This window comes from Eisenbergiella tayi (genome assembly GCF_001881565.1).
GTDB classification, from domain to species: Bacteria; Bacillota; Clostridia; order Lachnospirales; family Lachnospiraceae; genus Eisenbergiella; species Eisenbergiella tayi.
The window spans coordinates 72,084-84,850 of sequence record NZ_MPDJ01000013.1 but is presented as its reverse complement, the minus strand read 5'-3'; the positions used below and the strand labels follow the sequence as shown (position 1 = coordinate 84,850).

Below are 12,767 nucleotides of genomic sequence, written 5' to 3'. Positions count from 1 at the left end.
GTACTAGGAGGCTGAGATGAAACTTCATGCATCCGGGGAGGACTACTTGGAAGCTATCCTCGTTCTGCATAAGAGAATAGACATGGTGCGTTCCGTAGATGTAGCCCGGCACATGGAGGTGTCAAAACCCAGCGTGTGCCATGCAGTAGGCATTTTGCGTGAGGGCGGCTTTCTGACAATGGATGAAGAACACTATCTGCATCTAACAGACATTGGTCGAGAAGTGGCCGTAAAAATCTATGAGCGCCATTGCTTTTTCATGGAACAGCTCATAGCCGCAGGCGTTGATCCTAAAATTGCAGAAGCCGATGCCTGTCGGTTGGAACACGTTATTAGTAGTGAATCTTTTGAACGGTTAAAAGAAACAGCCGACCAATAGGAAGTGAATCACACGAAACACGCTTCACCGCCCAATAGGCAAAAAAAAACGTTGCAGGGACAGAGGCTTTCCTGCGCGTAAAATAGATTCCTTAACCTTCGGCGGTTCAAGACCAAGTCTGCCGTTTCTTCGCCTTCTATTGGAAATGGCGTCCTGACACTGGCGTGATTGGCGGCTCTAGGAGGAAGCTGTCATGTGTAAAAAGGGAGATCGACCACCAGAAACGGGAGTAGCACCGTTAAAAAAAGCCATCCCCCGGCCAGTCAAAAATGCGGCCGGACCCATGCATTATCCCATGCAGTAAAATATCATACTATTTTTACGTTCGCCCGGAGGGTTTACACCCTTCCGGGCGAATTTTGTTGTTTCCTGCGTCCCGTGCCACCGGCCACACATTTTTTCAAAAAATGTTGCAAAAAGTGGTGTTTAGCGGGTAGCTGGCGGCTTTTCAAAAGTAACTTTGGCGGAAAGGGAGAGAACCACCGAAATCACCCACAGAAAGGGGGTGAGAAGATGGATACGATCCCCCGCAATGACTTTATCCTGCGGCACCGCTATGACGCATTTTGCAAGGCGGTACTCCGCAATGAGGCCAAAGATTATCTGCGCGAGATGGGACAGCAGCGCGACCGTGAAAAGTCGCTGGACGCCCTGACACAGCAGGAATTGGACAAGCTCTCCACGGTAGATTATTACCCCAGCGACAGCTACGTTTTTTCGTCGCATGGATATGATTTGCTCATTGACAACGAGCTTGTAGCCGAGGCATTCGCCAGCCTGCCACAACAAGAACAAAGCATTTTGATTTTGCACTGTGTTTTGGATTTGGCAGACGGAGAAATCGGAAGCCTCATGGGAATGTCCCGCAGCGCCGTACAGCGCCACAGGACAAGCACCCTGAAACAGTTGCGTTTGAAATTGATGGCGCTCATGCCAGAGGGAGGGAAACGCGGATGAAGGAACCCACATTCAACGGCAGAAAACTTCTGCCCCTTTCGGTGATGGAAGCTGCCCACGCTGGGGACGCAATGGCTATGGAACAAGTGCTACGGTACTATGCAGGCTACATAAACAAGCTCTGCACCCGCACCTTGTACGACAGCAACGGCATCCCTTATGTGTGCGTGGACGAGTATATGAAGCACCGTTTGGAACTCAAGCTCATCCATTCCATCATCGTTGCTTTGAAGTAACGGCCCGGCCACGGTAACGGAAATGTTTTCTAACTCCCTTTCCGCATTTCCGCAGACCTGGTGGCTGATGGATGCACCTTGACAAATACGCCCGCAGGACAATGGCGGTGCGTCATAGGGCATACGGACACATTCTGTCTGTACCGAGCCGGACGGCGGGTGCGCCATGATGCTGGTTTCTACGAAAACAGCGGAGCGACCACCACCCAGCCGCCACATAGGCGTGGCTGCTTATGGGCGACGACGTGCAGGCAGGACAATGATACTCCCTTACAGCCACAGTCCGAGCGTTAAAAGCGTCGCAGGCAATGGGTATGGCCGTGTGAGAACCACGCGGGGGTGAAAGTCCCGTGGAGCTGGGCCGCCAGCCGTCCGTGTTTTGCCCATAGTTACAAGAATCCTTTTTTTGAACATAAGGAGGCAAGATTATGAGTAATAACGATGTGCCTATTTGGGAAAAATATACGCTTACCATTGAGGAAGCGTCGAAATATTTTCGCATTGGAGAAAACAAGCTGCGGCGGCTTGCCGAGGAAAACCCATCCGCTGGCTGGGTGATTTTGAACGGCAACCGCATCCAGATCAAACGGCAAAAGTTTGAAAAAATCATTGATTCTCTGGACACAATCTAGTGAAAAAGAGCCTTGACTATGCTATAATACCCTTAGAGTGTGTCAAGGCTCTTTCCGTCATGGAAAGGAGCATGACGAAATGTCAAAAAAAGAACGAGATGAAAAAAGACGGGACAGCAAAGGCCGCCTTTTGAAATCTGGAGAGAGCCAGCGAACAGACGGAAGATACACCTACAAATATACGGATGCCTTTGGAGAACCGAAGTTTGTGTACTCATGGAAGTTAGTCCCCACGGACAAAATCCCTGCCGGAAAACGCCCGGATATTTCCCTGCGTGAGAAAATCAAGCAGATACAAAAAGACCTTGACGATGGGATTGACACCATCGGCAAGAAAATGACCGTGTGCCAGCTCTATGAAAAGTACATCCGGCAGAGGGGCAATGTGAAGCGGGGAACCCATAAGAGCCGCCAGCAGTTAATGAAACTTCTGTCCGAGGATAAAATCGGAGGGGCCAGCATCGACAGCGTAAAGCTGTCTGACGCCAAAGAATGGGCTTTACGTATGCAGGAAAAGGGTGTGGCCTATCACACCATCTGCAACGGCAAGCGTTCCCTGAAAGCCATTTTTTACATGGCCGTACAGGACGATTGCCTCCGCAAGAACCCCTTTGACTTCCAGATCAATGAGGTTATCAACGACGATACCGTACCAAAGGTGCCGCTTACCCCTGAACAGGAAAAGGAGCTTTTGGACTTCATGCAGAGTGACCCCGTTTATGCCAAGTATTATGACGAGGTATTGATTCTGCTGGAAACCGGGCTTCGTGTTTCCGAACTCTGCGGCCTGACACCTGCCGACCTGAATTTTGAAAAGCGCTTTGTGAATGTAGACCACCAGCTTTTGAGAAGCACCGAGGACGGCTACTACATCGAAGCGCCAAAGACCGACAGCGGTTATCGCCAGGTGCCTATGAGCGCAGCAGCCTACAAAGCATTTCAGCGCGTGCTGCACAGGCGAAAGGATGGCAAAGGCGTTGTGGTGGACGGATATAAGGGCTTCCTGTTCTTAAACCGGGATGGACTGCCGAAAGTGGCTGTCCACTATGATGCCATGTTTCAGTGCCTTGCTAAGAAGTTCAACAAGTTCCATAAGGAACCGCTGCCGGAGGTCATGACGCCGCACACCATGCGGCATACATTCTGTACCAGAATGGCAAACGCAGGCATGAACCCAAAGGCATTACAGTACATCATGGGGCATGCCAATATCGTTATGACGTTGAACTATTACGCTCACGCCACGTTCCATTCCGCACAGGAGGAAATGGAACGGCTGCAAGCTCAGGCACAGACCAGCGCAACCGTCAACACGCAGCCAGCGTCAGAGAGCGCCCAGGAAGCCCAAGCCGCATAGAATGCGCAGAATGTACTACTGTTTGTACTACGTTTGAGAGCGAAAACATGAAGGGTAATAAGAACGTTTGTGAGGTTCTTCCGATAGGAAAAGTGCCGGAAAAGCCCGAAGTTACGGGCTATACCGGCATATAAGAAAACCTAAAGAGATAATTGGAAATCTATTAAATGATTCTATTAAATATAATATTGAGCTTGACAAATATAACTGTAATTAATATAATTACAGTATAGAGAAAAAGGAGGCAGCCTATTATGAACCGAATAAAAAGAATAATTCCGGTTATTCTCATAACCGTAGTACTTGTGGGAATTCTCGCAGCCTGCGGCAGCCGCAGTGAAAATAGTGGAACAAAACAGGAGGACGAAATGAAAGGGGAATATCATAAAATTACGGCAGAGGAAGCAAAAGAGAGAATGGATTCGGGAGATGACATTATTATCCTGGATGTGAGGACGCAGGATGAATATGAGGAAAGCCACATACCCGGAGCGATACTGATACCTAATGAGACGATAGGCACGGAAATGCCGGATCAGCTTCCGGATGCAGGTCAGGAGATCCTCGTATACTGCCGCAGCGGCAACAGAAGCGCACAGGCCGCTAAAAAGCTGGTGGAAGCGGGATACACGAAGATCTATGATTTTGGAGGAATCATGGACTGGCCTTATGAAACGGTAAGCGGAGAATAAAAGAAAAACAGAGCCCGTAATTGATTTGCTTCCTTTTAAGCAGCATCACTGATAAAAGGAAAACATTTCAACTTCCCGGGGCTCTGTTTTTTTGTTATTGTTTGCCATATATAATTTTTCTTACCGTATTTTCTGCCAGATGGAAGGTCTCCGCAAGTTCGGGTACGGTGCTTCCGGCCTCATATAAACGGTTCATTTCTTCGTTTCGTTTCCGGTAAAAATTCCGGGAGCCGTTATTTTCACCCCAGCCCTTTCTCCGGGATTCTTCCGGAATATAAAGAAGCCGTTCCCCATTGGTATAGCGGCGTATTTCCGCCAGCAAATCTTCCGGTAATATCTGTGCTGCATTTATGCATTTCATAATCAATCCGCTCCTTATTATTTTTCGTATAATAAGTGCAGAACATGAATATGTGATGCGTACGTCCTTGTTTTCCCATACAGAACATTTCACCCTACCCGGCTGAATATCAGCCTCCGATAAAGAAAAATGCCTTCACATAATCAATGCTCTGCATGGGATAATTTTTGTCTTTGAATATGCTTCTTAAATATTTCGTCTGATTTGTGATTCATCAGTTACCCACCTCCCTTATAAAACTAAGTTCTCAAAATAAAGAAATATTATTTGTCCCCTATAGTATACCAGAAGAAGAGATCCGATGTAAAGAAAAGCTTAATGCCGGGAGCGGATAAAAAACATGTGCCCTGCTTCCCTGCCCCGCCCTCTGTCCGGCAGTGTGTTTTATACGTCACCAGGCGCATCTCAAAAAAAGAGAGCTGTTTCTTACTATTTTGCTCCTACGCTCCACTGCCGTCCCCAGCGGCGTTGTTTGACGACCAAAGGGAGGAGTTCAGCCGCGTTGGCAGCGGAGTGAAGGAGCAAAATAGTTAGAAACAGCCTCTTTTTTTGTCTGCACCTGGTGACGTATAAAACACACTGCCGGACAGAGGGCGGGGCAGGGAAGCAGGGCACATGTTTTTTATCCGCTCCCTCTCAGTCTTCCGGCGGAATTATCCGCATACCCCCTGCACGGTCAAAAGACGGGTCGAATTCCGGTACGGCTCCTTTATCAGGGATAAGGAGTTGATCGAGGGTTTTTTCGTAGGTATATCCCAGGGTATCTGTTATGACCAGGCGGAGGCTTAATATGTCGCCGTCTTCCGGGGGGAAGGTAGTTTCGATGCAGGAGCCGTTATTGGAGTAGCCATAGGCATTTTCGAATAACAGTGTTTTTTCAAGGAGTTCTTCATTACGGTATAAATAAAGCATGGCACGGCTTCCTTTATTGCTGTCAGGCCCGGTACTGCTGATTTCGGCGTTGGCTGTGAAGGTGGTTTCCGGGGAACCGCCTGTCCGGTGCCAGCCAAGATCTCCGTAGGCGTTCCATTGGATTAAATAGTGGGAAAAAACATCCAGGTTCGGTTCCGGAATCTCTACGGTATCTGTGCTTCCATCATTGTATATCAGGCTGATGGTGCCATTTCTGCAGGTTACGGGTATGGAGAGGTCAGCTTCAAAGAAACCGTTTTCAGCAGGGCGGGCTTCCTGTGTCTGTTCCTTTTCTCCGTCATACCATCCTACGTGGACAGTACTTCCTGCCGCCATTTCCTTCAGGGCAAAACGTACCTTTGTATCTGCCATTCCTTTTTCCAAGGCTCCGAAATCAATGGAAAAATAAGAAGTGATGCTCTGGGACTCATTCTGAAGCGCGTCTATGCGTGCCAGGGCAGTCTGCAGGCTGGCGTCGACTTGCTGGGGAATGGCGGATATTTCCCCGCTCAGCTGTGTGTTCTGTTTCTTTAAGCCCAGGCAGAAGCAAAGGAGAATGAGGTTGAGAGTGACGGACAGAACCAGAAGAACCATGACAGCGGCTTCCCATATTTTTTTCTTCACGAAATGCCCTCCCTTTTTATCGGTGATGTTATTTCTTTTACTGTAGCAAAGGAGACAGAGGATTGTCAATCCCGGAGGAGGATCGTTGGAGGAGCGTGTGAGGGGAATGGGTATTAAGAGAATGGGGGATTATCGGATTGTTCGGAAGGAAAATGGAAGGGACAAAATGGAAAACTGTATTATTGGGTTGACACAGTAATACAAAAGTGATAATATCAGGGTAAGAAAAATGTTATTACTTATGAGAATAATATCATAAATGATAATAATGAGAAGGGAGCGGTTGGAATGAACCAGCAGGAATTTATCCGGGTGGTAATGAATCCTGTGAGGCAGCGTATTATCCAATATCTGATACTGCATGAGGAAGGGACGGCGGCTTCTTTTAAGGAGGAGCTGAATGATATTCCCACAGCCAGCCTTTACCGCCATATCAAGGTGCTGTATGAGGCGGGATGTATTGAGGTGATACGGGAATGCAGGAAAAGGGGGACGGTGGAGAAGACGTATGCTCTGGTGAAACAGCCTTTGGGTGAAGGCGACAGGAAGAGTGTGGAAGGGCTGATTCAATCCGCCCTGTTTTCCCTGATGGCTTCTTTTACCGGTTATTTCGCTGATGAAGGCAATGATTTCAGGAAGGATATGCTGAGTCTGACCACTTCCACTTTGCTTCTTACGGATGAGGAGTATATGGAGATGTCGGGTAAAATCGGAGCCGTATTTAATGAGTACATTTATAACAAGCCTGAGGAAGGACGCAGGCCCAGGAGGATTACATTTATTTCCTCTCCATGTGAGGAAGAACAGGAGTGAAGCATGTTAAAGATTACTGATTTTTCAAAAACCTACAAGGGCGGGAAAAAGGCGGTTTCCCATTTGAACCTGGAAATCCTTCCCGGTGATATTTACGGATTTATCGGACATAACGGGGCGGGCAAAACAACAACGATCAAAGCGGCGGTGGGAATCCTGGATTTTGAAGAAGGAGAAATTCTCATTGACGGGCATTCCATTGAGAGGGAACCGCTGCTGTGCAAATCCATGCTGGCCTATATCCCGGATAATCCGGATTTATATGAGCATCTTACCGGAGTTCAGTATTTGAATTTTATTGCGGATATTTTCCGTCTGGATTCCGGGGTGAGAACGGAGCGGATCCGGGAATACGCGGAACAGTTCGGAATTACGGACAGTCTGGGAGATTTGATTTCTTCCTATTCTCATGGCATGAAGCAGAAGCTTGCCATTATATCCGCTCTGATTCATAAGCCGAAGCTTCTGGTTCTGGATGAACCCTTCGTGGGGCTGGATCCCAGCGCCTCCGTAGTGCTCAAGCAGAAAATGCATGAGCTTTGCAAGGAAGGCAGCGCCATTTTTTTCTCCACGCATGTGCTGGATGTGGCGGAAAAGCTGTGCAATAAAATCGCAATCATCAAGAATGGAGAACTTGTGGTGTCAGGGGAGACTTCGGAGCTGACTCACGGGAAATCTTTGGAGGAGGTATTTATGGAGGTGGTCAAAGGTGATTAGCCAGAGCTTCTTGCTGTTGAAAATACAGCTTTTAAAGGGATTCGGTATCAATGAGGCCATACACTGCAGGGATGCAAGGAAAAAAAGGCGGTTGCTCCTGCTGCTTTCCGTATATATCCTGTTAGGAATTATGCTGGTGTTCTATACGGCGGGAGCTGCCTTTATGCTGTGTGCCGCGGGGGCGGCCGACAGTGTTCCCGGGTTTGTGGTTGCTGTTTCCAGTCTTGCCATATTTGTGTTTACCTTGTTCAAGGCCGGTCCGGTTTTATTTGCCGCAGGGGATTATGATATGCTTACGGCACTGCCGGTCAGACCCTTTTCCATCATTGTAAGCCGTCTGCTCCATATGTATGTGAGCTCGCTTATGCTGTCCCTGCTGACTATGGTTCCCTCCTGTCTGCTGTATGGCTGGATGGCAGGCCCTTCCCCCTGGTTTTACGCGGCAGCAGCCATAAGCGTCCTGTTTGTGCCGCTGGTTCCTCTGACCGCAGCCTCTTTGCTGGGAACATTGATTATGGCGGCCGGTTCCAGGGTAAAACATAAAAATATACTTATCATTTTCCTTTCTCTGGTTTGTACCATGGGAGTCCTTGCCCTTTCTCTGCTGTTTTCCTTCCGGGCGGAGGATATGAATATGGCGGATATGGCAGGAATGATTAAGCTGGGAGTGGATCAGGTAAATCGTATTTATCCGCTGGCCGGAATGTATACGGCAGGGATTGTCGGCGGAAATATTGCGGCGATTGCAGGATTTCCTGCGATATCGCTCGGGGTTTTCCTGCTGTTTTCCGCTTTGGTGCAGTGGAAATATGTGAGTATCAGCAGCGCCCTGCACTCTCATGCTGCAAAAAAGAATTACCGGATGCAGGCACAAAAAAAGAGCTCTCTTCTTAAGGCTCTGTATATAAAAGAGATTAAGAGGTACTTTGCATCAAATATTTATGTCCTGAATACCTTGATTGGGTATATTCTTATGGTAGCGATTGCCGTTATGCTGGCATTCACAGGAATCGATAAGCTGGAGGGATATCTGACCATGAGCGGCGGGGAATCGCTGACATTGCCATTCCCTTTGGGAAATTTGGTTCCCTTCCTTCTGTCCCTGATGCTGATGATGGGCAGCACCACCGCCTCTTCCATATCCATGGAGGGAAAGCAGTGGTGGATCCCCAAATCGCTTCCGATACCTGCCCGGACGATTCTGGACAGTAAGATGCTGGTAGGCCTTTCCCTGATGCTGCCGGCGGTTTTGATATCCGGGGCGGTCCTTGTCATCTCAGGACAGACAGGAGACGTCAATCCGGTCTGGCTGTTTCTGGTTCCCGGAGCCTATGCCTGTTTTTCCGTGGTATTCGGGATCACGGTCAATCTGAAGATGCCGGTATTCAACTGGGATAATGAGACTACAGTTGTCAAACAAAGCGGGGCTACTATGACAGCTGTCCTGGGAGGAATGCTTTTTGCTCTTGTGCCCGTAGGGCTGCGCGTACTGCTGGCAGGGATTTCCGATGATTTGTTCATGGGAATGATGGTGATGGTTCTTCTGGCGGTTTCTTTTCTTCTGTATCAGAAAAACAGCAGATGTGATTTGCGCAAAATAGAATAAATGCGGTATACTATAGGCTGGTCAGGGTGGTATAATATAGATTACGTGGAAAAAAAGATACCACCGGATAACTGAAAAAAGCGGTAACTGAAAGGTACGGAACCGTTGCCGCTTTTTGGTTTGAGAGCGGCTTTGGAAGTATATATGCAAAAGCGCGCAGACAGGAGCACGAATGGAGAACAAAATGACAGAAACAGGAAAAATGACTGAGGGGCTGTTTCGTTTTATCGATAACAGTCCCACCGCATTCCATGCCGTTTCCAATGCGGCAGAGATGCTTGAAAAGGCGGGATACGCCAGGATTACAGGGGAAGAAGCAGCAGGAGTGAAACCCGGCGGAAGATACTATACGGTAAGAAATGGCTCGGCATTGATCGCCTTCCGGATTCCGGAAGGGGAGATAAAGGGGATACGCATCGTGGCATCCCACAGCGATTCCCCTTGCTTTAAGGTGAAGGAAACACCCGAAATGGATGTGGAAGGGCGTTATGTGAAGCTGAATGCGGAAGGCTATGGCGTTATGATTATGTCTACCTGGCTGGACAGGCCTCTGTCCATAGCGGGGCGGGTTGTTGTGAAGGAAGACGGTAAGCTTGTCACCCGTCTTTTGAATATTGACAGGGATTTATGCGTCATTCCCAATGTAGCCATCCATTTTAACAGGGAAATCAACAAAGGATTTGCCTATAACCCTCAGGTGGATCTGCTTCCGCTTTATGGAGGCGGGGATGGAGAGGAAAAAGAAAAGAAGAACAGCCTGAAAAAACTTTGCGCGGATACGCTGGGGATCGAGGAAGAACAAATCCTGGCCTCCGATCTTTATCTTTACTGCCGGGAAAAAGGAAGACGCATGGGAGTGGAAGGCGAATTTATCGGCTCTCCCAGGCTGGATGATCTGCAGTGTGCCTATGGGACTCTTATGGGCTTTCTTGCTTCTGAGAAGGGGAAAGAGGACAGGGCGGCCGCAGGGGAATACGGCGCGGTTTATGCACTTTTTGATAATGAGGAAATCGGAAGCGGCACCAAGCAGGGGGCTGATTCCACCTTCCTGTCCGATATAATAGACTGTATTTGTGATGCCTGCGGGCGAAACGGCATGCAGAAGAGGGATATTCTGTCGGAAAGCTTCCTTTTGTCGGCCGATAATGCCCATGGAGTGCACCCCAATCATCCGGAAAAATCGGATCCTACCAACCGCCCTTACTTAAACGGCGGTATTGTGCTGAAATTCCAGGGAAGCCAGAAATATACCACGGATGCCTATTCGGCGGCGGTGATACGAGACATCTGCCGGGAGCAGGATATCCCCTGCCAGAACTTTGCCAATCGTGCCGATGTTCCCGGAGGTTCTACGCTGGGGAACATATCCTCAGCACATGTTTCCATACCTGCGGCGGATATCGGCCTTGCGCAGTTGGCAATGCATTCCGCCTTTGAAACGGCAGGAGAAAAGGACACGGAATATCTGGTTCGTCTGTGTCAGGGCTTTTTCCGGTAGTTGTTCAGGATTAAGGTAAAGGTGGAGCCGCCGCCCGGAGTGTCGGAAACGGTGAGGCTTCCATGATGGGCATCCATGATTTCCCGGGCAATGGAAAGCCCCAGGCCGAAATGCCCGGTGTCCTGGCGGGAGGAATCCCCCCGGTAGAAGCGATCGAACAGATGGGCTTTTCTGTCGTCCGGTATTCCCGGTCCATTATCGGCAACGCTGACGGAGGTTATTTTGTCCTGCTGGCTCAGGGAGAGGGTAATCCTGCTTCCGGAAGGACAGAAGCTGAAGGCATTATGAAGTAAAACAGACAACACCTGACGGATGCGATCGCTGTCGCAGAAGACGGGTGTTGTTTTTTCTTCAGGCAGCTGTATGGAAAGATGATATCCTTTTTCCCGCGCAAGAAGCTCAAAGGCTTCAAAGGTATCCAAAAGCAGGGTATCCGGTTCACAGGAAGCAGCCCGGATGGTAAAAGAATGGCTGTCCGCGCCCGCAAGGGTAAGCAGATCGGAGATCAGGCCCGACATGGCATCCCCTTCTTTTTTTATGATGTCAAAAAACATTCCCTGCTCCTCAGGCGGAGCCTTCCGGCAGGCGTTGCTGGCGGAGAGAATCACGGATAAGGGGGTCCTGAGCTCATGGGATGCGGCGGCGACAAATTCAATCTGGCTCTGCCGGCTTTTTTTCAGGGGCTTCAGAAGCAGGCCTGTAAAAAGGTAGGAAAAAAAGGCCAGGACAAGTGAGGCGGAAACAATCAGGATAAGAAAGGAATTTCGCTGCGTCTGGATGCGTTCCTGCAGGTTTCCCATGGAACGAAGAATCAGGATGGTGAGAGTGCCGGTATCACGGGAAGAAAAAGCGATGCATCCGTAATAATCGTCATTTTTTCCGCCGGAAGAGGAAAAAGAAAATTCCTGATGCCGGATAGTAAAAGGCTGCGCGGAAGGAAACCCGCCGGAATTAGCATCATAATAATTCCAGCCGGCGTCAATGGCTTCCCGGTAGGCGGGATCGTGTTCCTGGCGCCCCCAGAGAAAATCCTGCCCGTTATCTCTCAGGCTCAGGAGATATTTACCGTTTCCTTCCATCTTGGAAAGCCATTCATGGGTGATGACCGTCTGGTTTTCCAGATTGGACAGCAGGGTATTCATATCGTTTTGAAAAGAGGTAAAACTGGATTCCCTCAGATTTTTTTCGGAAATATAAAGATAGCTGCAGGACATGAGGATCAGTACCAGGATTGTGATGCCTGCACATAAAAAGGTGAGACGGCGGTGTACTTGACGGAACATTTCAGCAGTCCTCCATACGATAGCCGATACTGCGGACGGTTTTCAGCTGCACGCGGCTGCCCACTGCTTTCAGACGCCTGCGCAGAAAATAAATATAGTTATCCAGATTTCCCTCCTCCACGTCCGTATCCGGCCCCCAGACCCGGTACAGCAGAATCGGGCGGGAGAGGGACTGGCCAATGTTGCGCAGAAAGGTTTCCATGAGAGCCCCTTCCCGTCTGGAGAGGGAACAGGTATCCTCAGGGCCGGTAAGCCTGGCCTCCACCGGTTCATAGCTGATGTCTGCGAAGGTGAGCTTTTCAGTGGCTTCCATCCGCCGGGGCCGCCTTCCTATGCTCCGGATGCGGGCGGCCAGTTCTTCAAAATCGAAGGGCTTTACCAGATAATCATCGGCCCCGCAGTCCAGGCCGGTTATTTTATCCGTAAGGGCTCCCAGAGCGGTGAGCATGATGACAGGAGTCATGTCGCCTTTTTTCCGCATTTCCGTCAGCACCCCAATGCCGTCCAGCTTCGGAAGCATCCGATCCAGAAGGACGAGATCGTAGAGTCCTTCTTCCATATAATAGCAGGCTTCTTCCCCGTCCAGACAGGAATCCACGGCAAAGCCTTCTTTTTCCAGCTGATAGGTAAGAGTCCGGTTCAGTTCTTTGTCGTCTTCTACAAGTAATAATTTCATGGTTATCCTTTTTCTCAGATACTC

Annotated in this window: 14 protein-coding genes; 10 read left to right on the top strand and 4 right to left on the bottom strand. The window is 49.2% G+C overall.

Annotated features, from left to right (window positions below; all coding sequences use genetic code 11):
* The first annotated feature begins 16 nt into the window (after window positions 1-16).
* From BLA28_RS30400 to BLA28_RS30360, 6 genes are all read left to right on the top strand, one after another.
* Window positions 17-379: a metal-dependent transcriptional regulator gene (locus BLA28_RS30400; RefSeq protein ID WP_025491681.1), complete on the top strand. Its 363-nt coding sequence runs from the start codon at window positions 17-19 to the stop codon at window positions 377-379.
* A gap of 513 nt (window positions 380-892) precedes the next feature.
* Window positions 893-1,336 (top strand): RNA polymerase sigma factor, encoded by a 444-nt coding sequence (locus BLA28_RS30395; RefSeq protein ID WP_071699698.1) that lies wholly within the window; start codon window positions 893-895, stop codon window positions 1,334-1,336.
* Window positions 1,333-1,572 (top strand): helix-turn-helix domain-containing protein, encoded by a 240-nt coding sequence (locus tag BLA28_RS30390; protein ID WP_025491679.1) that lies wholly within the window; start codon window positions 1,333-1,335, stop codon window positions 1,570-1,572. Before BLA28_RS30395 ends, BLA28_RS30390 begins: the two co-directional genes overlap by 4 nt.
* Window positions 1,573-2,000: 428 nt before the next feature.
* The gene (locus tag BLA28_RS30375; RefSeq protein WP_002566648.1) at window positions 2,001-2,204 is read left to right on the top strand and encodes an excisionase; all 204 of its coding nucleotides are present in this window, start codon (window positions 2,001-2,003) and stop codon (window positions 2,202-2,204) included.
* A gap of 79 nt (window positions 2,205-2,283) precedes the next feature.
* Window positions 2,284-3,561, top strand: coding sequence for a site-specific integrase (locus BLA28_RS30365; protein ID WP_071699696.1), 1,278 nt, complete (start codon window positions 2,284-2,286; stop codon window positions 3,559-3,561).
* Window positions 3,562-3,815: 254 nt separating this feature from the next.
* Window positions 3,816-4,253 (top strand): rhodanese-like domain-containing protein, encoded by a 438-nt coding sequence (locus tag BLA28_RS30360; RefSeq protein WP_069155459.1) that lies wholly within the window; start codon window positions 3,816-3,818, stop codon window positions 4,251-4,253.
* Between the two features lie 94 nt (window positions 4,254-4,347).
* Here BLA28_RS30360 and BLA28_RS30355 read toward each other — a convergent pair whose 3' ends face one another.
* Together BLA28_RS30355 and BLA28_RS30350 are read right to left on the bottom strand one after the other, a co-directional pair.
* Window positions 4,348-4,614 (bottom strand): CD3324 family protein, encoded by a 267-nt coding sequence (locus BLA28_RS30355; RefSeq protein WP_009253968.1) that lies wholly within the window; start codon window positions 4,612-4,614, stop codon window positions 4,348-4,350.
* 636 nt (window positions 4,615-5,250) lie between these two features.
* On the bottom strand, window positions 5,251-6,150 hold the full coding sequence (locus tag BLA28_RS30350; protein ID WP_069155460.1) for a hypothetical protein: 900 nt from the start codon (window positions 6,148-6,150) through the stop codon (window positions 5,251-5,253).
* A 288-nt stretch (window positions 6,151-6,438) separates the two neighbouring features.
* On the opposite strand from BLA28_RS30350, the gene BLA28_RS30345 reads away from it, so the two are divergent.
* The 4 genes from BLA28_RS30345 to BLA28_RS30330 all read left to right on the top strand — a co-directional run bounded on the left by BLA28_RS30345 (window position 6,439) and on the right by BLA28_RS30330 (window position 10,784).
* Window positions 6,439-6,963, top strand: coding sequence for a helix-turn-helix domain-containing protein (locus tag BLA28_RS30345; protein ID WP_009253966.1), 525 nt, complete (start codon window positions 6,439-6,441; stop codon window positions 6,961-6,963).
* 3 nt (window positions 6,964-6,966) lie between these two features.
* The gene (locus BLA28_RS30340; protein WP_069155461.1) at window positions 6,967-7,680 is read left to right on the top strand and encodes an ABC transporter ATP-binding protein; all 714 of its coding nucleotides are present in this window, start codon (window positions 6,967-6,969) and stop codon (window positions 7,678-7,680) included.
* Window positions 7,673-9,286, top strand: coding sequence for a hypothetical protein (locus BLA28_RS30335; protein ID WP_069155462.1), 1,614 nt, complete (start codon window positions 7,673-7,675; stop codon window positions 9,284-9,286). The genes BLA28_RS30340 and BLA28_RS30335 overlap by 8 nt, the downstream gene beginning before the upstream one ends.
* A 172-nt stretch (window positions 9,287-9,458) precedes the next feature.
* On the top strand, window positions 9,459-10,784 hold the full coding sequence (locus tag BLA28_RS30330; protein ID WP_081329760.1) for a M18 family aminopeptidase: 1,326 nt from the start codon (window positions 9,459-9,461) through the stop codon (window positions 10,782-10,784).
* On the opposite strand, the gene BLA28_RS30325 is transcribed toward BLA28_RS30330, so the two are convergent.
* Together BLA28_RS30325 and BLA28_RS30320 are read right to left on the bottom strand one after the other, a co-directional pair.
* Entirely contained in the window at window positions 10,766-12,067 is a 1,302-nt protein-coding gene (locus BLA28_RS30325) for a sensor histidine kinase (protein WP_069155463.1), read from the bottom strand. The two genes, BLA28_RS30330 and BLA28_RS30325, sit on opposite strands and share 19 nt — an antisense overlap.
* Window position 12,068: 1 nt before the next feature.
* The gene (locus BLA28_RS30320; RefSeq protein ID WP_069156524.1) at window positions 12,069-12,743 is read right to left on the bottom strand and encodes a response regulator transcription factor; all 675 of its coding nucleotides are present in this window, start codon (window positions 12,741-12,743) and stop codon (window positions 12,069-12,071) included.
* Window positions 12,744-12,767: the final 24 nt, after the last annotated feature.